General features: G+C 72.2%; 16 protein-coding genes. 4 read left to right on the forward strand and 12 right to left on the reverse strand.

Annotation, left to right across the window (positions count from 1 at the left end; genetic code table 11):
• Positions 1–469 precede the first annotated feature (469 nt).
• From ACFWIA_RS02735 to ACFWIA_RS02745, 3 genes are all read right to left on the reverse strand, one after another.
• On the reverse strand, positions 470–814 hold the full coding sequence (locus tag ACFWIA_RS02735; RefSeq protein WP_386999723.1) for a hypothetical protein: 345 nt from the start codon (positions 812–814) through the stop codon (positions 470–472).
• A 77-nt stretch (positions 815–891) separates the two neighbouring features.
• Positions 892–1,164, reverse strand: coding sequence for a hypothetical protein (locus tag ACFWIA_RS02740; protein WP_386999725.1), 273 nt, complete (start codon positions 1,162–1,164; stop codon positions 892–894).
• A gap of 476 nt (positions 1,165–1,640) precedes the next feature.
• The gene (locus ACFWIA_RS02745; RefSeq protein WP_386999727.1) at positions 1,641–2,804 is read right to left on the reverse strand and encodes a helix-turn-helix domain-containing protein; all 1,164 of its coding nucleotides are present in this window, start codon (positions 2,802–2,804) and stop codon (positions 1,641–1,643) included.
• A 663-nt stretch (positions 2,805–3,467) separates the two neighbouring features.
• On the opposite strand from ACFWIA_RS02745, the gene ACFWIA_RS02750 reads away from it, so the two are divergent.
• Positions 3,468–4,919, forward strand: a complete 1,452-nt coding sequence (locus tag ACFWIA_RS02750; RefSeq protein ID WP_386999729.1) for an amidase — start codon at positions 3,468–3,470, stop codon at positions 4,917–4,919.
• Positions 4,920–4,941: 22 nt separating this feature from the next.
• Here ACFWIA_RS02750 and ACFWIA_RS02755 read toward each other — a convergent pair whose 3' ends face one another.
• A complete protein-coding gene (locus ACFWIA_RS02755; protein ID WP_386999731.1) occupies positions 4,942–5,559 on the reverse strand; it encodes a TetR/AcrR family transcriptional regulator in 618 nt (205 codons plus the stop codon).
• A gap of 68 nt (positions 5,560–5,627) precedes the next feature.
• Between ACFWIA_RS02755 and ACFWIA_RS02760 the strand changes: the two genes are divergently transcribed.
• On the forward strand, positions 5,628–6,965 hold the full coding sequence (locus ACFWIA_RS02760; protein ID WP_386999733.1) for an alpha/beta fold hydrolase: 1,338 nt from the start codon (positions 5,628–5,630) through the stop codon (positions 6,963–6,965).
• 381 nt (positions 6,966–7,346) lie between these two features.
• On the opposite strand, the gene ACFWIA_RS02765 is transcribed toward ACFWIA_RS02760, so the two are convergent.
• The 3 genes from ACFWIA_RS02765 to ACFWIA_RS02775 form a co-directional block, all read right to left on the reverse strand.
• Complete coding sequence (locus tag ACFWIA_RS02765; RefSeq protein ID WP_386999736.1) at positions 7,347–8,528, reverse strand: GDSL-type esterase/lipase family protein; 1,182 nt, start codon at positions 8,526–8,528, stop codon at positions 7,347–7,349.
• 58 nt (positions 8,529–8,586) lie between these two features.
• Positions 8,587–9,156 carry a TetR/AcrR family transcriptional regulator gene (locus tag ACFWIA_RS02770; RefSeq protein WP_386999738.1) on the reverse strand — a complete coding sequence of 190 codons (570 nt, stop codon included), beginning with the start codon at positions 9,154–9,156 and terminating at the stop codon, positions 8,587–8,589.
• 130 nt (positions 9,157–9,286) lie between these two features.
• Complete coding sequence (locus ACFWIA_RS02775; protein ID WP_386999740.1) at positions 9,287–10,555, reverse strand: acyl-CoA dehydrogenase family protein; 1,269 nt, start codon at positions 10,553–10,555, stop codon at positions 9,287–9,289.
• A gap of 143 nt (positions 10,556–10,698) precedes the next feature.
• Between ACFWIA_RS02775 and ACFWIA_RS02780 the strand changes: the two genes are divergently transcribed.
• Both ACFWIA_RS02780 and ACFWIA_RS02785 read left to right on the forward strand, forming a co-directional pair.
• The gene (locus tag ACFWIA_RS02780; RefSeq protein ID WP_386999741.1) at positions 10,699–12,474 is read left to right on the forward strand and encodes a CoA transferase; all 1,776 of its coding nucleotides are present in this window, start codon (positions 10,699–10,701) and stop codon (positions 12,472–12,474) included.
• On the forward strand, positions 12,471–14,171 hold the full coding sequence (locus ACFWIA_RS02785) for a class I adenylate-forming enzyme family protein (RefSeq protein WP_386999743.1): 1,701 nt from the start codon (positions 12,471–12,473) through the stop codon (positions 14,169–14,171). The genes ACFWIA_RS02780 and ACFWIA_RS02785 overlap by 4 nt, the downstream gene beginning before the upstream one ends.
• 79 nt (positions 14,172–14,250) lie before the next feature.
• Here the strand turns inward: ACFWIA_RS02785 and ACFWIA_RS02790 are convergent, their stop codons facing one another.
• The 5 genes from ACFWIA_RS02790 to ACFWIA_RS02810 all read right to left on the reverse strand — a co-directional run bounded on the left by ACFWIA_RS02790 (position 14,251) and on the right by ACFWIA_RS02810 (position 18,918).
• Positions 14,251–14,922, reverse strand: a complete 672-nt coding sequence (locus ACFWIA_RS02790; protein ID WP_386999745.1) for an ABC transporter substrate-binding protein — start codon at positions 14,920–14,922, stop codon at positions 14,251–14,253.
• Positions 14,923–15,014: 92 nt separating this feature from the next.
• Positions 15,015–15,977: a metal ABC transporter permease gene (locus ACFWIA_RS02795; protein ID WP_386999747.1), complete on the reverse strand. Its 963-nt coding sequence runs from the start codon at positions 15,975–15,977 to the stop codon at positions 15,015–15,017.
• Positions 15,974–16,609, reverse strand: a complete 636-nt coding sequence (locus ACFWIA_RS02800; RefSeq protein WP_386999749.1) for a metal ABC transporter ATP-binding protein — start codon at positions 16,607–16,609, stop codon at positions 15,974–15,976. The genes ACFWIA_RS02795 and ACFWIA_RS02800 overlap by 4 nt, the downstream gene beginning before the upstream one ends.
• A 405-nt stretch (positions 16,610–17,014) precedes the next feature.
• The gene (locus ACFWIA_RS02805) at positions 17,015–18,625 is read right to left on the reverse strand and encodes a heavy metal translocating P-type ATPase (protein WP_386999751.1); all 1,611 of its coding nucleotides are present in this window, start codon (positions 18,623–18,625) and stop codon (positions 17,015–17,017) included.
• The gene (locus ACFWIA_RS02810; RefSeq protein WP_386999753.1) at positions 18,625–18,918 is read right to left on the reverse strand and encodes a hypothetical protein; all 294 of its coding nucleotides are present in this window, start codon (positions 18,916–18,918) and stop codon (positions 18,625–18,627) included. The genes ACFWIA_RS02805 and ACFWIA_RS02810 overlap by 1 nt, the downstream gene beginning before the upstream one ends.
• Positions 18,919–19,710 lie beyond the last annotated feature (792 nt).

Raw genomic sequence — 19,710 nt, forward strand, 5'->3', positions numbered from 1 at the left:
GCTGCGCGATTGCACCGTTCCCCGCGCCCCTTTCGGTACGTCCACCTGCGGGGTGCGCTGTCGCGTGCGGGTGCGTCGTGGTTCCTCGCGCCCCTACGGGGGCTGCTCCTGAGGGGGATCCGCCGGCCTGGGTGCCCCGATAGGGGCGCGGGGAACTGCCCGACAGCGGAACGCACCTGTGCGTAGCAGCGCAGCCGTTGGTGCCCGCCCCTGCCGGGGTCCGCCGTGGGGGACACGGAAACGGGGCCCCGGCAGGGACGGAGATCAGGGCCCCGGTCACCGGGGCGGGTGGCAGTGGCGACCGGGGCCGAGGGCGACGAACCGCCCCCCTTCCCTCGGGCCGCGTGGCGCGCACGACGAACCGAGGGGAGTGCCGCCCCGTGAGTTTCCGCAGTGCTGTACGGGGAGCACTGCCACACGGAGCGGGGGTATGGGTGATTGGGTGGTCCGCCCACCTGTCTGTGGGGGATCAGTTGGGCGGGGAGTCCTCGGGGTCCGACACGCGCCCACGTTCGAACATGCGCCGGTACGCGCCATTGGTTGCCATCAAGTGCTCGTGCTCCGGATCGAGCAGATCGAAGGAGCACGTTCCCGGGTGGTCGACATACAGCGTGCATCGATCGTCCGCGCCGGGCGGGGCACCGTTCCCGCGCGCGCAGTCCCGCAACACGACAACCGACTCCGGGTCCCGTCCGTCCGCCCACTGGGCCCACACCGTCTTGGGGGGCTCCATGTCGAGAAATCGCACCGCAGCGGCGTGCAGACCCCGGTGGTCGTCCTCCAGTTCACAGCGCGGATGCGTCATGACCTCCATGTCGTCATCCGGCGCGGCTGCAATGAGCGCGTCTAGGACCAACAGCGGGGGCATCAAGGTAGCGGCCCCACACAGCCTCACGTCGTCACCCCCGGCAACACCCCTGGGTCGACGTCGCCCGGCGGGTCCCACTGCACCACGTCGAACGACAGCCGGTCGTAACGTCGGTGCCCGGTCAGCCGCATATGTTCCTCGGCCCAAGCAAGCGCACCATCCGGCGTTGCGTGCACCGGCCGCACGGACGGGGACGCACCACACAGCGGGTTCCCCGACACACACGCGATGTGGACCCAAACCCCCTGGTCCTCCAACCGTGTCAACGTCCACTCGAGGTCGAACAGTCTGGTCACCCTCACACCGAACCCCCGTTCTTTCGAGGGGCGTTGACCTTGATCGGAGCGGGCGGAAGCAGACCGGCATGGGGCTCGGACGCCACCCCTCTTCCGGATAGTTGCCGCTCGACGGTCGCCAGTTCCGTCGGGGTCGGCGCGCGTACGGCTCCGGGCTCGGCTTCCCACTCGCACCCGCCACCCACGGGGCGAAGCATGAGGCGGGGGCCGCTCTTGCCCATGAACCGGCCGATCCTGCCCCGCGCGTCCACCAGCAACGTACCCGGCGTCGGCCCGGCGTCGCCCTCTCCGGAAGGCTCGTCGGCGTCGGCGGTGAGCGGTATCCCAGCCGCAGCGTCAGCGAGCGCTCGATACCGAGCACGGGCGGCAGGACTGCGTCCAACTGGGGTCATGCCGAGGATGCTAGGAATGCAAGAGGCGATCTGTCTGTGGCACTTCGACTACTTACAGTGCCGAAGTGCCACAGGCGAAACGCCTCAGAGCTGAAGGTTCAGCACATCCGCCATTTGCCGCATCTGCGGAGTCAGCGAACGCCGACCGTTGACGACGGCCCTCAGCGCATCCCTGGCCGGAGTCTGGTTCGGGAACCACTCGGGCGAACGGCTTTGGACCTTGCTCAACTTGTCGAAGGCTTCCGCGAAATGCCCGAGTCGGGCGTGAGCGTTGGCCACATCAAGTCCATGCCGACTCCGAACACTGGCCGAAGGGCGCACACTGTAGCGAGGCACCTGCGCCGCAAGCGCCAGCGCCAAATCGGGCTTGTTGTTGACCAACGCGTCCTCAACAGTCAACAGGCGGACAGTAGTTGGGCCGAAGGACCGAACGGTCTCGTGCCCAACCTCGATCTCATGCCCAATGGCAGCCGCAGCGCTTCGGGCGAGCTTCTTCATGTCTGCCGCAACGCAGGGTTGGTTGTTGCGGATGGCGGCGCCGGACGCACGCAAGAGCATCAACCCCCAGGCACCTAGTTCGGACTCCGTGGCGCGGCTGATCCGGGGTTCCAGGTCATCTGCCCACTGTGTTGCGAGGTTCAGGGCTTCGTCTAGACGTCCTTGCCGCATCATGAGCCAGCACAGCGTGTTGATGCTTGCCGACCCTTCCAATCGGTCTCGGGCATCCGACAGCGAGCGTCGAAGCGCCAGCTCCGCGATGTCAAACTGACGTGTGTGTGTGAGCGCACCGGCTGTCAGTTGGAGGATCTTGACACGCAGCCCCCGACCGTTGTCGTCAAGCGCGTCGGCGTCCCTCAGTAGACCAGGCAGCAGGTTCGCCAACTCGGCGAAGCGGTGGTCGCGGTAGAAGACGGCCGCACCCTCGAAGACGGCCGCAAGTCCTTCTGGTGTGGAAGCGTCGTCAGGCTCCAGCGCAGGCGGACGAAGTAGCTCAGCACGCACCGGGGCCCACAACTCTCTTGCCCCACTGACTGGGCCGTCTTCGGCCCGCTCGGCAACTAGCGACATGGTGGGCACGCGCAACGTCCTAGCGAGGGCATGGAGCGTTTCCATCCGCACCCCCACCCGGTCTCCCTGTTCAAGCTTCCGGATCGTGGAGATGGAGACTCCGGAGTGTTCGGCTAGCTCCTTTTGCGTGAGCCCACGAAGCTTCCGGGTGCCCTTGACGGTCTTCCCCGCGTACGTCATGCATTCAGCGTACGACTTCGGCATCCGAGCCGTCACGGAGTGCGATGCCCCTGACGCAAGAGCCCACAGTGAAGCGGCGCGGCCTACGGACCTCAAAGGCACGCCTCTGCCCCCTGCTGTTCCGCCCCCGGCGCGGCAGGGCTGAACAGCTATCCGGCCTTGGCCACTGCGCGGCAGCTGCTGCTCCCCCCCCCGCAACCGTGGCCGGTGGCGCGGTCGCCTCACGATCTTGACCCTGTGGCGGCGTGGGTACGGCGCCCGGCCCGGTGTGCGCCTGGCGGCCGGCGTCGTCGCCGCGGCTGTCCACCCCCTCTCCCTGCTGCCTGGTCTACAGGATTTGGTCTCCAGCCGCGGACGGCTGACGGGGTGTCACGTATACCGCTCAGCGATGCCGGTCTGAGCCGCAATCCGCAGGCATGTCGGCCGTGGCACGTCCGGGCTGGAGGCGAGAGTCCATGGTGAGCCTCCGGGGTCGCGGTGGGTGAGGCTGGGTTTCGGCGTCCGAACGATCGGCGCGGACATGCCAGACGGCCGGTCGGGACGAACGCGAACCTCTTCTGCTCCGCGTGGTTCCGTGCGGGTGATGCGCCTTTTCGGGGCCCCTTTTCCGTTGCGTGGAAGGGCGTTTTATGGCCTGCTCGATGGGTCTGTACGGTCCCGTTCATGGACGGGAAATTTCAGACGGCCGAAAGGCTTGTTGCTGCCCTGCGCGCCGGTGAAGTGACGTCGGCGGAACTGACCGACGAGACGATCGCGCACATCGAGCGGGAGGACGGGGCGATCAATGCGATCTGCGTGCCGGACTTCGACCGTGCACGAGCCGCCGCCCGCGCCGCCGACCGGGCGCGCGCCCGCGGTGCGGACCTGCCGCTGCTCGGCATTCCGGTGACGGTCAAGGAGTCCTACGACATCGCTGGACTACCCACGAGTTGGGGCATGCCGTTACACCGGAACCACCGGCCGGCCGAGGACGCGGTGCAGGTGTCGAGGCTCAAGGCCGCGGGCGCGGTGGTGCTCGGCAAGACCAATGTGCCCTTCGGACTGCAAGACATCCAGAGCTTCAACGAGATCCACGGCACCACCAACAACCCGTGGAATCACGAGCGCACCTCGGGCGGCTCCTCCGGCGGATCAGCGGCAGCCCTGGCGTCCGGATTCGGCGCGCTGTCCATCGGTTCCGACCTCGCCGGTTCGCTGCGCACCCCCGCGCACTTCTGCGGCGTGTACGGGCACAAGCCGACACTCGGACTGGCGGCGACCCGCGGCATGAGCGTGCCGCCGGGACCGCCCTTGCCGACTGAACCCGACCTGGCCGTCGTCGGCCCGATGGCGCGCAGTGCCCGCGACCTCATGCTCCTGCTCGACGTCATGGCCGGACCCGACCCGTTGACGTCCGGTGTGGCGTACGACGTGACGTTGCCACCCGCGCGCCACGAACGGCTCCGCGACCACCGGGTCCTGGTCCTCGACGAACATCCGCTGGTGCCGACCGGGTCCGCGGTGCGGGCGGGTGTGGACCGGGTGGCCGAGGTGCTCGTCGAGGGCGGCGCCCGGGTCGAACGGCACAGCGCGCTGTTGCCCGATCTGGCCGAATCCGCCCTGCTCTACGCAGAGTTGCTGTTTTCGAGTTCCGTCGCCCGGTTTCCCGTCGAACCGTACGAGCAGCTGCGGAGCCGCGCCGCCGGACTGGGTGCGGACGACCGGAGCCTCGACGCGGCGCGGCTGCGCGCCATGGTCTTCAGCCATCACGACTGGATGGAGGCGAACGGCCGTCGTGAACTCCACCGCCACGGCTGGCGGCAGTTCTTCGCCGAGTTCGACGCCGTGGTGTGTCCCGTCACGCCCACTCCCGCGTTCCCGCACGACCACGGACCCGATCCGAGGGAACGCCGGATCGACATCGACGGCGTGGACTACCCGTACTTCGACCAGCTCGCCTGGGCCGGTCTGGCCACCATGCCCGGTCTGCCCGCCACCGCCGTGCCCGCGGGCCGGTCCCCCGAGGGCCTGCCGGTGGGGGTGCAGCTCATCGGCCCGATGTTCGAGGACCGCACCCCGCTGCGGTTGGCCGACCTGCTGGAACAGCGGATGGGCGGCTTCCAGGCACCGGAGTAGGGCTACCCCCCGCCCGACCGCGTCAGGGAGCGGGTTCGGCTCGGCGGAGGGCGCGGAACACCTCCGGGGTCGTCCACCCGCGCAACGTGGCGTGAACCGTCGAGTGGAAGGCGGCCTCGGCCGTGCCGGCGTCCAGGGCCCCGGCCAGTTCGAGGGTCACGAGCCCGTGCAGGGTCCCCCAGATGGACACCGCGATCGACGTCGTTTCGCCGGCGAGGACGGACGCGGTCAGGGCGCGGTCGATCGCCGCGAGGAGTGGACGGATCGGGTCCGCGGCACCGACCGCCCCTGACGGGTCGAAGGACTGCACACCGCCGAACAGCACCGTGTACAGGTGGCTGTGTCCGCGCCCCCAACGGCGGTAGGCGACGGCCAGTGCGTAGAGGTCGGCGAGGGGGTCCGCGGAGGGGCGCACCGTCGCCAGGTCCTGGAACAGGCCGGCGACGGCCCGGTCACGCACCGCACCGATCAGTCCGTCCTTGCCGCCGAACAGCGAGTACACCGCCGTCGTTGACGCCTCGGCAGCAGCGGCCACGGCGCGGACCGTGACCGACTCCCGCGGACCCGTGGCGAGCAACTCGGTCGCGCACGCCACGAGTCGCTCCCTGACCGCCTCGTCGTTCGTTCTGGGCCTACCCACGACCAGCAGCCTACCGTCTTTGATAACGTCGTTTTGAAACGCCGTTCTGAAACTGTCGGAGGTTCACCGTGCCCACGTCCGCCATGCGTCCGGTCCGCTTCACCGGACGCTTACTGCTGGCCCTGGTCGCCGTCGCGGCGCTCGTCGTCGTCTTCCTCGCGCTGATCGCCCTCACGGACGGGGCGGGTTCGGGGCTCGTCGCGTGGCTGACGACCCTCGGATCGGGGTCCGCCCTCGCCGTGTGGCGGGGGCGACGACACCGTGCTCGGCCGGCGCGGCTGGTGCCGTTCCTGCCGGTGCTGGTCGCGGCGGCGTTGACGGCATCCGTCTGCGTCCCGACCGTGCCGACCACCCGGCAGTACCCGCCCGCCCTGCCCTTCGTCACCACGCAGCACTGGGACCTGGCCACCGGCAGCCGGGTCGCGGTGTACCACTACCCGCCCGCGAACGCCGGCGCCCGGCACCCCGTCCCGCTGGTGTACGTGGGCGGCGGACCGGTGCGCGGCATCTCGGTCATCGACCACCGGTTCCTCCAACTCCTGGCGCGCCAGGGCTACGACGTCTACGCCTACGAACAGGCCGGTGGCGGACGCAGCGAGCTGCTCCCCATGGGGCAGTACACGATCTCCCGGTCGGTCCGCGACCTCGCCGCCTTCGCCGACCGCCTGGACAAGGGGAAGGTCGACGTACTCGGATTCTCCGCGGGCGGGGCCGTGCTCACCCGGGCCCTGGCCGACCCGCGGGTGGCCGCACGCCTGCACCGGGCGGTCATCGCCGAGCCCGGCCCCATGGACGGCCCCACCGCGCGCATCAACGGGCACAAGGGCCGCACCTCCGCACGTGACCTGGCGCCCGCCGTGTCCGGACCGCGATCGACACGTGTTCCCCGCTACGCCGTGGCGTTCGGCTTCATGCGACTCGGTCTCCTCACCCCGGACACCGGGCTCATCGGACAGGCCGAAGGCGACAACGCCTTCACCGCCGCGGACCTCGGCAGCGACACCGCGTCCGCCTACTGCGCACGCGACGCGCACCGCATCCCCGTCGAGGACACCGCACAGAACTTCTCCTTCAGCCCTGCGGCCAGCCTCCGCGTCCAGCAGACGATCCGGGACTCACCGTCCGTCGCCCCACGTTTGAGGCGCTCCCGGGTCCCGGCGATGCTGATGATCGCGGAGTGCTCCTCCCAGGTCCGTCAGTGGGCGACCGCCGTCCTCGCGGGTGCTCCCGCCGTTCAGCGGACGCAGTTCATGCCCGGAGTCGGGCACCGCATCTGGAACGGCCTGGACGACAACAACGACCGGGCCGCCGCCGTCATCACGGCGTTCCTCCAGGACGAGCCGGCGCCCCTGCCGAACCGCCCGACCCGTGAGGAGATCCCCACGTTCTTGCGCGACCGCGACTGATCACTCCGTGCGGGTGCGCGTCGGTTGCCCGCGCAGTTCCCCGCGCCCCTATCGGGGCACCCCAGGCCGGCGGATCCCCCTCAGGAGCAGCCCCCGTAGGGGCGCGAGGAACGGCGCGAGCAACCACGACGCCCCCGCACGCGACAGCGCACCCCGCAGGTGGACGTACGGAAAGGGGCGCGGGGAACGGCGCAATCGCGCAGCGCACCCGCACAGAACAGCGCACCCGCACGGAAGCGCACCGAAGGGGCGCGAGGAACTGCGCGAGCAACCACGACGCCCCCGCAGCCGAGCACGCACCGCAGGGAGCAGCCCCCGTAGGGGCGCGGGGAACGGCGCGGGCAACCCCTGCGCACCCGCACGGACTCCGCGACCAACCCGCTACGCCCCCGCGGGGAGAGCGAACGCGCCGCCAGGACCGAAGACGAGCCGCGCGAAGTTCGCGGCGATACGCCCGTGCCCCGCCCCATCGGGATGAAGCCGATCGGGCAACGGCAACTCGACGTGGTCCCCCTCCCCGTAGAGCTCACGCCCGTCGAGGTAGTACAGGTGCGGATCCTCAGCGCTCCGCTCCGCGACGACCCGAGCGAGCACCTCACGGATGACGCCGAGCGTCAACCGCCCGGCCGCGCGTTCGGCCGGGTCGCCCGAAGCCCGGAACCGCTCAGCGCCGTCAGCCCCGAAGTCCACCACCAGCGGCCCGGGCGTGTCCTCGTGGATCGGGCACAGCACGGCGGAGACGACCAACAGGGGCGTGGTCGGGTGCCCTTCGCGCAGGGTGTCCAGGAAACCGTGGACGGCCGGGGCGAAGGCGCGCAGGCGCATCGCGTCGGTGTTGACGAGGTTGATGCCGATCTTGACGCTGATCAGGTCCGCGGGTGTGTCCCGCATCGCACGGGCGGTGAACGGGTCCAGCAGCGCACCACCGCCGAACCCCAGGTTGACGAGTTCCACGCCGCCCCGGGCGGCGGCCCGGGCCGGCCAGATGGCTGTCGGCCGGGTGGCGTTCGAGCCGTGGCTGATGGAGCTGCCGTGGTGCAGCCACACCCGGCGCCCACCGGCCGGTGCCGGCGCGACGGGGGCATCGGTGCGCAGCGCGATCAGCTCGGTGACCTCGTTGTGGGGGAGCCAGATCTCGATGTCCTTGGCGCCCGGGGGCAGTCCGGCGAACCGGGCGGTGCCGGGTGGCCCCTCGACCAGTTCGGCGGACCCGGTGGCCAGGTCGACCGTGCGGACCCGGCCACCTGGCACCGTCGCCCGACCCATGGGGTGGCCGCCGACCAGGAGCTCGTACACGCCGTCCGCGGGCGTGGGGAACCCGTGGTAGGCGCGTTTGGTGGGGAGGGTGTCGAGCTCGACGGTGGTGGCCCGGGTGCGGAACACCAGCCGCACGCCGGACGGTTGGGCCTCGGCGACGGCCAGTTGTGCGTCGGGGATCTGTCGGCGGGCCGCGGCGGGCAGCCGGTGCGGCAACAGCCCGTGCACCGTGTGCTCCACGTCGAGGGCGCCGCGCAGCAGGTCCGCGGTGACGGGGGTGGTGATCAAGTCGTGCTCGTCGTTCATGGAGTCGGTCAGCCCGTTCGATCGCGGTGTCGGGTGGGGGGCGGGGAACATCGGCGGCTCAGCACGCGGCCCGGCCGCGCAGCAGGGTGTCGAGGGAGTCCACGATCCAGGTCCAGGACTGCTGCGGGTCGACGGCGGTGTGGCTGAAGCCGCCGCTGGCCTCCAGGCTGATGTAGCCGTGGAAGACGCTGCCCAGCATCCGTACCGCGTGGGTCTCGTCCTCTTCCGCCAGGTCGTAGCCCCGCAGGATCGCCCGTGTCATCTGAGCGTGCCGCACCCCGGCACTGGCCGCCGCCGTCTCGGGATCGAGCCGGAGACGGGCGGCGGCGTAGCGGCCGGGGTGTTCCGCGGCGTAGCCGCGGTAGGCGTCCGCGAACGCGGCGAGCGCGTCCTTGCCGGCCCGGCCGGCCAGGGCGGCGGCGACCCGGTCGGCGAGTTCTTCGAGGGCGAACAGGGTGATCCGGGTCTTGAGCTCCTGGGAGTTCTTCAGGTGTGAGTACAGACTCGCCACCTTGACGTCGAACTGGCGGGCGAGCGCGGAGACCGTCACCTGGTCGAAGCCGACCTCGTCGGCCAGTTCTGCCCCCGCGCGCGTCAGTCGTTCCAGGGTGACCCCTGCTCGAACCATTACCGTCCTCCCATTTGGCGATAGCTATTATGCATTTGCCTAAAAGGTGTAGGCAAATGAGCCTATCGCTAGGAGGCGGGCCCCGCCAGCGGACGGCCCGTCGAGCGGCCCGTCGTCGAGCGGTCCCGTCTCAGACGGCTTCCGTGACCCCGACGGTGCCCGCGGTCTCGGTCCCGGCTCCGGTCCCGGCCTCGACGGCGGCGGGCGCGGGGGGCGCGTAGTCGCGCAGTACGCGACGGGCCACCGAGGTGATGTGCAGCTCGTCCGGGCCGTCCAGGATGCGGGCGGCCCGCCCGGTGCGCAGCAGTGCGGGCAGCGCGCTGTCCGGCCCGAGCCCCGCGGCGCCGTGCACCTGGATGGCGGCGTCCGTCACCTGCTGGAGCATCCGGGCCGCCGCCACCTTGGCGAGCCCGACCTCGGTGCGGGCGTCCTGCCCGGCGTCGATCAGCGCCACCGCCTCGTGCACCAGGGGGCGGGTCGTGCGCAGGGCGAGCAGTGCGTCGAACACGTGCTGCTGGACGAGTTGGTGTCCGGCGTGCGGACCCCGTGAGCCGGTCCTGGTGACGGCCCGCTCGCACATCAGGTCGAAGGCCCGCTGAGCCTGGCCCAGCCACCGCAAACATCGCAGGGTGCGCCCGAGTTGGAGGCGTTCGCCCGCGATGGTGAGGGCCTGCCCCGGTGCCCCGATCACATGGTCGGCGGGCACGGTGACCCCGTCGAGGGCGATCTCCCCCTGTCCCGCCGCGCCGAGCACGGTCAGCTCCCGGACCTTCCGGAAGCCCGGGGCGGTGGTGGGCACCAGGAGCAGGGAGAGGCCGTCGCGGTCGCCCGGTGCGCCGTCGGTGCGGGCGAGGACGGTGACCAGGTCCGCGTGCTGGACCCCGGTGACGAACCACTTGCGGCCGGTGACCCGCCAACTCCCGTCCGCCTGCTGCTCCGCACGCGTCCCCGTGCCGAACGGGTCGGTCCCCGGAACGTCCGGCTCCGTCATCGCGTACGCGCTGCGCAGTTCCCCGGCCACCAGTCGTTTCAGATAGCGGTCCCGGACGGCGGGCGTCCCGTGTCGGGTCAGCATGCGCACGTCCAGCAGGGTGGAGGAGCCCAGTGCGGCCGGACCGTGATCGCTGGCGCCCTCCGCCTCCGCCCACTGCGCGTACCGGCCGAACGTCAGTCCGCCGCCGCCGAGTTCCTCCGGTAGGGGCAGCGCCCACAGTCCCGACTCCCGTGCCTCCTGGCGCAATTGCGCCAGTGCGGCGGTGGCGGCGGGCCCGCCCGTGTCCAGTACGGGTTCCTGAGGGATCACCTGCATGCGGACGAACCGGTCGATCTCCTCCCGCACATGGGTCACATCACGGGGGGAATGCGGGTAATTGACGCTTGTACGGTCTTGACTCGCCATGTCTTTCCTCTACCTGCCGGGAACCTTGGGGAACGTCTGTCCGACTGTCTCTCCGTGGAACGGGTCGGGCGCGAGCCCCGCCGAGTTCCCCGCGATCGACACGACCTCGGGCACGGCCGTCGCCGCGCCCGGAGAGGAGAGACATGGCGTCACGCGTCACCACGAGGGTGGGCAAGCCACTCGACGCGCTCCGCTTCGACACCTCGGGGCCGCCGCAGATCATGGACGTCGTCGCCGACCACCTGCGTCGCCTCGGCGCCCACGCCGACCCCTCCGGGCCGTGGGACACGGCGAGCGGCCGGGTGGTGCTGTCGGGCGCCGGCTTCACCCCGGTCCTCGCCCGCGCGCTGTGGGCCGCACCCGACAGCGGGCTCGTCGACGAGGCCACCGTCCAGGCGGCCACCGGAGTGATGGCCGTGCACGGCCGTCGCGACGGGAGCCCGCGCGGGCTGGCCGTCGACTGGCTGGCCACGGTGACGGGCGTCCTCACCGTCCAAGGGCTCCTCGCCACGATGCTCGGCCAGGCCCGGGGCGGCACGGCCGACCGGGTCACCACCCGCGCCGACCTGGCCGGCCTGCTCACCGTCTCCCAGTACCTCGCAGCGGCCGACGTGGAGGAGGAGGAAGCCACCGAACTCGCCCCGGGCGGACCCCCGTTCACCTCCGAAGACGGAGTCCTCTTCGAGCTGGAAACCCTGGACCCCGGCGCTTGGGCCACCTTCTGGCGGGCCCTCGAAGCCCCCGGTGACGCGATCCGCGCGGGCTGGCGGCCCTTCCAGTTCCGCTACGCCACCGCCTGCGCGCCCTTCCCGCAGGCCCTGCACACCACCACCCGGGCCCACGGCTTCGACGGGATACGCAGGGCCGCCGCCCTCGCCGGAGCGGACGTCTGCCGGCTGCGCACCCTCAAGGAGCGGGCCGCGGAACACGACGGCGCCGACCCGTGGAAGCTCACCCCGCTCGCAGCGGGCGACCCCCGTGACGCCGGGAGCCCCGCCCCCGACCGACCGTTGGCCGGGCTCACCGTGCTGGAGGCGGGCCGCAGAATCCAAGCCCCGCTCACCGCGCACCTGTTGGGCCTCCTGGGCGCCGAGGTCATCCGGATCGAACCCCCGGGCGGCGACCCGCTGCGCGGCATGCCCCCGGCCTGCTCCGGGATCTCCGCCCGCTGGCTCGCCCTCAACCGGGGCAAGCAGGCCGTCGAGATCGACATCAAGGACCCCGCCGACCGGCTCCGGCTGCGGGACCTGGCGTCCCGGGCGGACGTCTTCCTGCACAACTGGGCCCCGGGCAAAGCGGCCCAACTCGGCCTGGACTCCGGCGACCTGAGCCGGGCCAACCCCGCGCTGGTGTACGCGTACACCGGTGGTTGGGCGGACCGCGTCGACGACCCGCCGATGGGCACCGACTTCATGGTCCAGGCCCGGACCGGGGTCGGCGAGGCGGTCCGTCCCGAGGGCGAGGCCCCGGCCCCCAGCCTGATGACCCTGCTCGACGTGCTCGGCGGCCTCCAGGGCACCGAAGCGGTCCTCGCCGGCCTGCTGATGCTCGAGCGCACCGGTCGGGGCGTGCGCGTGGACTCCTCCCTGCTCGGCGCGGCCGACACCCTGACCGCCCCCGCCCTGCGCCGGGCGACCGAAGGCGGCGACCCCCGGCAGCCCGAGGGCTTCCGCCGTCCCCTGCCCACCGCGGACGGCTGGGTCGCCCCCAGCGACGACGGCGCAGCCGCCGCGGCCGACCACGACCTGACCGGGCTCACCACGAACGACGCCCTGAACCGGCTGCGCGACCACGGTCTGACCGCCACGCGGGTCACCACCGACCTCGCCGACCTGCGCGACGACCCCCGCTTCCCCGGCTCGATCGGCCGGGACGCCCACGGTGCCCCCACCGTTCCCGAACCCTGGAGCTTCGCATGAGCATCGAAATGCACGATCTGCTGCCCGCCGAACTCCGCCGGTCCTGGGCGACCGACGGGACGACACCCGACCTCGATCTGTACAGCCTCTTCCGGGCGCGGATGATCGCCGATCCGCACCGCACCGCCGTCATCGACGACAAGGGAAAGTTCTGTTACACCGCACTGGACCGCAAGGTGCGATGTCTGGCCGCCGGCCTCAGAGACCTGGGCATAGGCCCGGGCGACGTGGTCGGCGTCCAGCTGCCCAACCACCGCACCGCGGTCATCGCCGACCTCGCGCTCGCCGCCCTCGGCGCGGTGGCCCTGCCCTTCCCGGTGGGCCGTGGCAGCCGTGAGGCGGAGTCCCTGCTGCGGCGCGCGCAAGCCGTGGCCGTGATCGCGGCCACCGAGCACCGGGGCGCCCGACACGCCGCGGACCTGCACGCCCTCGCCGCCGAACTCCCCGGCCTGCGCCACGTCATCGCCGCGGGAACGGGCACCGCCCCCGAGGGAACGATCCCCCTGTCGCAGCTGACCCGGTTCGACGCCACCGGATTCGTCCCGTACCGGCCCGACCCCGACAGCGCGGCCCGCATCCTGGTCTCCTCCGGTTCCGAGGCCGAGCCCAAGATGATCGCCTACTCGGCCAACGCCCTCGCGGGCGGGCGCGGCAACTTCCTCGCCTCGCTCATCCCCGGTGACACCCCGCCGCGTTGCCTGTTCCTGGTGCCGCTGGCCTCCGCCTTCGGCTCCAACGGCACCGCCGTCACCCTCGCCCGCCACGGCGGCACCCTGGTCCTGATGGACCACTTCACCCCCGAGGCCGCCCTCGCGGCGATCCGGGAGCACCGGCCGACGCACGTGCTCGGCGTCCCCACCATCGTCCGGATGATGCTCGACCGCCTGGAGGGCGAGACGGCCGGCGCCGACGCGACGGACGGGGAGCCGCTCCCCGCGCCGACGGCGCTCATCCTCGGCGGCGCCCCGCTCGACGAGCCGACCGCCGCCGCGGCGGCCGAGGCGTTCGGCTGCGCGGTCGTCAACCTCTACGGCTCCGCGGACGGCGTCAACTGCCACACCGGCCTGGCGCAGCGCACCCCGCCCACCAACGCCTCCGGCGTGGTCGCCGGGCGCCCCGACCCCCGGGTCGCCGACATCCACGTCACGGACCCCGACACCCACGAGCCGCTGCCGGACGGCTCGACCGGGGAGATCGTCGCCCGTGGGCCGATGACCCCGCTGTGCTACGTGGGGTCGCCCGAGCTGAACGCCCGCTACCGCACCGCCGACGGCTGGGTGCGCACCGGTGACCTCGGCTTCCTGGACGAACAGGGCGTGCTGCACGTCGTCGGACGGCTGAAGGACGTCGTCATCCGGGGCGGCGCCAACATCAGCCCCGCCGAGGTCGAACGCGAACTGCACTCCCACCCGCAGGTGCGCGACGTGGTGTGCGTGGGCGTGCCCGATCCGCTGATGGGCGAGCGCCTCGCGGTGTGCGTGGTGCCCCGCCCGGGCCAGCACCCCACCCTCGACTCCCTCACCGACCACCTGGCCCGGTTGAACGTCGACAAGCGCAAGTTCCCCGAGCGGCTGCTCGTCGTCGAGGAGCTGCCGCTGACCCCGGCCGGCAAACCCGACCGGGCGGCCCTGCGCGAGCGCGCCCACATCGGCGCCTCGGCGGTCCGTTCGAGCCCGCCCCTGGTCCGCGCCGGCTGACCCGGACGGCTCCCCCTCTCCCCCCACTCCACCGCACCCGTCCGCGCAGACGCGCGCGGCCGGGCGCGGCCGTTGCGGCTCAGGAGGCGTCCACGGCCTTCTTCCACTCGGCCGCCGCGTCCCGGTACACCTTCAACAGGTCGAGGTCCCCGTCCGGGTAGTTGACGATGTCCACCTGACGCGCACCCGAGCCGGGCAGCACCTCACCGCTGGACATGTGGGCGTTGCCCAGCACCAGATCGGGCTTCTTCGCCGACAGGTCGGCGAGCTGCTTCGGGGACACCGCCTCGGGCCCGTACGTGCCGACCGTGTCGGCGCCGGCCATCTTCGCCGCCCAGGTGGTGAACACCTGGCTGACCACCGTCGGCCGCTTCCCGCCCGGCCAGCCGGCCTTGAGGTCCTTGCCGAGCCGGGCGTACTCGGTGTCGAACTCCTCGTTCCAGGTGGCGCCCGCGCCCTCGGTGCCGAACAGCCCGGCCAACCGCTTGACCTCGGCCCGCACCTTGGCCGCGTCGTTGTCGAGACCCACCTCGATGAGCTTGGCCTTGGACCCCGCGGCCTCCTTGATCTTCTCCGCGTACGGCTCGAAGGGCGCGTACAGCACGAAGTCCGCCGATGCGACCGTCGTCAGGTCCGAGGGCTTGGGGTCGTAGTCGGGTGCGTGGCCCACCGAATGGGGCACCAGCACCTTGACGTCCTCGGCACCGGCCGCCTTGGCGAAGGCACCCTCCCAGGTGGTGGTCGCCACCACCTTCGCGCCACCCCCACCGCTCCCGTCAGCCTCGGATTCCTCGCCGCAGCCGGTGGCCAGGGCGAGGACGGCACTCAGGGCCAGGAGGGGGCTCAGGAGGCGGAAGGCCCTGCCGGAACGGACGGGACCGTCGACGCGTTCGGGGCGCCCGGCATCGGCAGCACCGACTTCTCCGGCGCCGAGGGCATCGGGGCCTGCGGGTGCTGCGGGGGTACGGACTCGGGTGAGCGCCATGAGCGGCTGCTCCGTTCGGGTAGGAGTTGGACGGCGAGGACGACGGCCCCCGCGGTCAGGACGAGGACCGGGCCGGGAGGCCAGTCCAGCCAGAGGGCCAGGAGGAATCCCGTCACGTTGACGGTGACGCCGATCGCCATCGCCCACAGCACGATCGACTTCAGGGACTTGCCCAGCCGGTGCGCGGCGAGTGCGGGCAGCAGGGTGAGGGCGTCGACCAGCAGCGCGCCGGTGAGGGTGATCGCGCCGGCGACCGACACCGCCACCAGGACCAGCAGGACCAGGGTCAGGCGCCCCACCGGAACGCCCGAGCACTGGGCGAGTTCCCGGTCGTGGAGCAGCAGCGCCAGGTCCCTGCGGCGCCACCAGAACAGTGCGGGCACCACCACGGCGAGCGAGCCGAGGACGACCAGGTCGATCGTGCCCACGGACAGGATGGAACCCCAGAGCAGGCTGAAGGCGCCCGAGGCGTTGACACCGGATACGGCGAGCAGCAGCAGGGCCGCCGCGATCGCCAGGCTCATCAACAGGCCCATCGCACCGGACAGTCCGCTCGGCGTGCGGGCCAGCGGGGTCACCGCCGCACCCGACAGGGCGCAGGCCACCAGGGCGCACACCATGGGGTCGAGTCCGGTCAGCAGCCCGACGGCGATGCCGAGCAGTGCGACGTGCATCATCGCGAACCGCACCGGCATGATGTCGAGGCCCACGATGATCACACCGATCACCGGCAGCCCGACGGACGCCAACAGCAGGGCGAACCCGGCCCGTTGCACGGGGACCAGTTGGAGCAGGGCGCCCACGTCGGCGGCGAGGTTCACCGGACCTCCCGGAGCTGTCCGGCCGCCATCTCCAGCACTCGGTCGCAGCGCCCGGCCAGGGTCCGGTCGTGGGTCACCACGACCAGCGTCACGGGCAGCGAGGTGAGGACGTCCGCGGCCTCTTCCTGGCCGTCGAAGTCGAGGGCCGCGGTGGGTTCGTCGGCCAGCAGCACCTGGGCACCGGCCGCCACGCACCCGATGGCCCGGGCCAGGTACATCCGCTGCAACTGGCCGCCCGACAGGGTGTGCAGGGGGCGCCCGACGAGTGCACCGACACCGAGCCGTCGGGCACCGTCCGCGGCGTCTGCGGGGGCTTCGCTGCTGGCGAGGAGTTCCTCGCCGAGCAGGGGGAAACGGCCGGCGGCGGGCTTCTGCGGAATCCAGGCGCAGGCACGCCGACGCCAACTCCAGTCGGCCGCCGTGTGGGTGCTTCGCCCGCCGACCAGGACCGTTCCGCTCACCTGGCGGTGCAGTCCGAGGACGGCCCGCAACAGGGTCGTCTTCCCGGAACCGTTGGTCCCGGTCAATGCCACGCGTTCACCTGCCGCGATCTCCAGATCGACGCCCGTCACCGCCTCGACGCGGCCGTGACGGCATGTCACTTTTTGCATGCGCACATCAAGTCCGCCCATCCTCTGCCCTTTCACGTTCCCCACCCCGGGGTGGGGAGGACTTCGCCACACTCACCCGCAGTAGTCGGATCGCCGGGGAGGGAAGTTCCCGCCAACCGGCGAAAAATGTCTTCGATGATCGTCCAACGGCCCGTGCGCCGTCCGGTCACGGCTGCGTCCACCCGGTCGTTCGGGGGGCGCGTCGGGGCCTGAACGCGACCCCCGGACGCGCGTCGCGCCAGGTGAAACGCTACGGAAAGTGATCACGCCCGATCCGAGAGCGACCTCGTCAACGGGCTCTGTCTGCTGGCCCTTCGGGGCCGCGGCGCACGAGGCACCGGCCGCCCGCGCACACCAACGAGCGCCCTGCGCCGCACGATTGCGGGGCGGGGCGGAACCCCGACGGCCGGCCGGACGGGTCGACGGTCAGCGGGTCGGCGGGCGCCGACTCCGGGTGCCGTGCGAGAGGGGTGAAGCGGCCCGCAGCCGCATTCCGTTGCCCACCACCAGCAGCGTGCTGACCGCCATCGCAGCCGTGGCGACCACCGGATGGAGCAGCCCCAACGCCGCCGCGGGCACCGTGACGACCGTATGGCCGAACGCCCAGACCAGATTGGTCTGGATCGCGGCGTGCGCGTCCCGCACCAGGCGCACCGCGTCCGGCACCGTCTCGATCCCGCCGCCGGGCAGCGTGACGTGGGCCGGGCCGTCCGCCCCGGTGTTGCCCAGGGCGATGCCCAGGTCCGCCGCCCGCAGGGCGTCCGCGTCCCGCTTCGGGTCACCGACGAAGGCGACCCGACGTCCCTCGGACTTGAGTCCTCGTACCAGTTCGGCGCTGTCCGCGGCGGAACACCCGGAGTGCACCGTCGTGACGCCGAGGTCCGCGGCCGTCCTGCGCGCCACCTCCGCGTCCTCCCCGGTGACCAGCACCGGCTCCATGCCGAGGCGCCGCAACCGGTCGACCGCCCGGAAGCTCCCCGACCGCACCGCGCCCCCGTCGCCCCCCGCGGCCGGCCCGTCGGTGAGCACCACGCTCGCGTCCAGGACGACCGTGTCCACGTCCCGCAGTGACTCCAGGTCGACCGGGTCCCGCAGCACGACCTCCAGGCGGGCCGCCCGGTCGGTCGCCGCCAACAGCGCGACCGGCCCCGCCAGGGCCAGCGCGGACGGGCAGCCCACCGCCAACACCGCCACCGCCGCGCCGATCGCCTCCTCGGCGTCCGCTCCGCTCCCGAGCCAGAAGCCCAGCGTGCCCGTCGCCAGAGCCAGCACCACCGGCACCAGGACCCGGGCCACCCGCTCCGCCAGCCCCGGTACGGAGTCCGTTCCGTCCCCGCGGGGCGTCTGCGCGGCACCGCCCCGGGCCCGCTCCTCCAGGAGCCGTCCGGACAGCGCGGCCAGCGGCACCCCCACGGTCACCGCGAGGTACAACGCCGCCGTGCGCCCGTCCCCGGGGGGCGCGAGGGCGAACGGCACCCGGGTGTCCGGCCGTCCGGCACCGCCCAGGAACAGTGCGTACGCCGACCAGCCGAAGGAGGCGACCACGGCAAGCGACACCAGGGCGTCCAGCGCGGCCACCGACCGTCGCGACGCGCGCACCACGGCAAGGTGGAACGGTGCGGCTCCCCAGACGGCCACGGTCGCGGCGAGCACGAAGCACAGCCACTGCCAGTTGCGGAACTGGAGGACGGGCACCATCGTCATGAGCAGGACAGGCACCGACAACCACAGGGTGGCCAACAGCCGTTGCTGCTCGACCTCCGCCGGGTCCGGCCGCCCCGAGCCCGCCGGACCGGGGCGGTCGCGGGGCAGCTCGGCGGTGTATCCGGCGCGTTCGACGGCGGCCATCAGATCGGCGGGCGTGACCTCCGGGGGATGGGAGACCCGCGCCCGCCCAGTGGCCAGGTTCACCGTGGCGCTGACCCCGTCCAGCTTCGCGAGGCGCTTCTCCACCCGGCCCACGCACGCGGCGCAGGTCATGCCGCCGACGATCAGGACCGTGGTGCCCGGCGCCGGGGCCGTGGTGCCGGTCGCCATCAGTGTCCGCCGGAGTGGGGGTCGCCGTACGGGTCGGAGCCGTCGTCGGTCGGGGTGGGCTCCTCGCCGTAGGGGTCACCGCCGCCCGGGCCGGTTTCGACCCCGCCGGAGCCGGCCGGCTCCTCGTCGTGCGTACCGGAGTCGTCGGAGTGGACCCAGGGAGCGACGGGGCCCACCACGGATCCGACGGCGTACGAGGCGGTGAACACCGCGCCGAGCAGCATCAGGAACGCGAGGAGCTTCCGGGGGGGCACCCAACCGCGGGGGCCCTCCGAGGAACGGGGGTCGGCCATCGCCACTCCAGGGACGGGACCGCACACGGGTCAGCACGGTGCGGTGACAGGGACATGTGGGGGGAGAGAAAGGGGCGTGCGGGGGGAGAGGGGAACGGGGTCGGTGCGCCGTGCGCACGGACCGCCCGCACATGCTGGCACGGCCGGGGACCGGATGCCGCCGAGTGGCGCCCTTTCCCGGGCGTGACGATTGTCGCCGACCGGTCCGGGAACCCGCGGGCCCGTCGCCGCGACCACCTGGAGATCGGGAGTGGTTCCCCTCGTCTCTCCCCGCGCCCTCTCCGTGTTCCTGGTGATGGTGCCCGCACGGCGCTCGGAAACTCCGTCCCTTTCCGGTCGACTTGGCGCGAGCAATCCCGAAGCAATTGGTCTCTACCAGAGTGGTGCCGAAGTGTCCGGGCGGGGGACGGCGGGGAGCGGCGGGGTGAGGGGGGAGTCCGGGGATCCGGTTCCGTTCCTCCGCGGGTGGTCGGCTTCGATGCCCGCTGGCCTGCCCGGAGGGTCGCACGTGCAAGCCCGGCGCTCCTTCCGGCCCCGGAGCTGACGGAGCGGTGGAATCGTCCGCTCCGTTTCGATCGACCCGCGCTGCGGCGTGGTGGTGGGGCCGCCCGTCCGTCCGGGCGGGTGTGCGGGGGCGAACGGGGCGGGCCGGGGGTGGCCGGAACGGGCCGGTGCGCGCGAGGGGTCGTCACGATCCCTTCGCACAGTGTTCATCTAGTGGTGGACGTGTCGCCGAACTCCCGGAATCGACACCGTGTCGACACGACTGGTTCGCACGCCCGCAGTGCTGGC

It is taken from the genome of Streptomyces sp. NPDC127068, assembly GCF_042724695.1.
GTDB lineage: Bacteria > Actinomycetota > Actinomycetes > Streptomycetales > Streptomycetaceae > Streptomyces.

Excerpts from the sequence above, each read along its gene's own strand:
- ACFWIA_RS02805 (WP_386999751.1), bottom strand. The coding sequence starts at position 18,625 with ATGGCGACCGGCACCACGGCCCCGGCGCCGGGCACCACGGTCCTGATC.
- ACFWIA_RS02770 (WP_386999738.1), bottom strand. The coding sequence starts at position 9,156 with ATGGTTCGAGCAGGGGTCACCCTGGAACGACTGACGCGCGCGGGGGCA.
- ACFWIA_RS02810 (WP_386999753.1), bottom strand. The coding sequence starts at position 18,918 with ATGGCCGACCCCCGTTCCTCGGAGGGCCCCCGCGGTTGGGTGCCCCCC.
- ACFWIA_RS02785 (WP_386999743.1), top strand. The coding sequence starts at position 12,471 with ATGAGCATCGAAATGCACGATCTGCTGCCCGCCGAACTCCGCCGGTCC.
- ACFWIA_RS02735 (WP_386999723.1), bottom strand. The coding sequence starts at position 814 with ATGGAGGTCATGACGCATCCGCGCTGTGAACTGGAGGACGACCACCGG.
- ACFWIA_RS02765 (WP_386999736.1), bottom strand. The coding sequence starts at position 8,528 with ATGAACGACGAGCACGACTTGATCACCACCCCCGTCACCGCGGACCTG.
- ACFWIA_RS02745 (WP_386999727.1), bottom strand. The coding sequence starts at position 2,804 with ATGACGTACGCGGGGAAGACCGTCAAGGGCACCCGGAAGCTTCGTGGG.
- ACFWIA_RS02800 (WP_386999749.1), bottom strand. The coding sequence starts at position 16,609 with ATGGGCGGACTTGATGTGCGCATGCAAAAAGTGACATGCCGTCACGGC.
- ACFWIA_RS02780 (WP_386999741.1), top strand. The coding sequence starts at position 10,699 with ATGGCGTCACGCGTCACCACGAGGGTGGGCAAGCCACTCGACGCGCTC.
- ACFWIA_RS02750 (WP_386999729.1), top strand. The coding sequence starts at position 3,468 with ATGGACGGGAAATTTCAGACGGCCGAAAGGCTTGTTGCTGCCCTGCGC.
- ACFWIA_RS02775 (WP_386999740.1), bottom strand. The coding sequence starts at position 10,555 with ATGGCGAGTCAAGACCGTACAAGCGTCAATTACCCGCATTCCCCCCGT.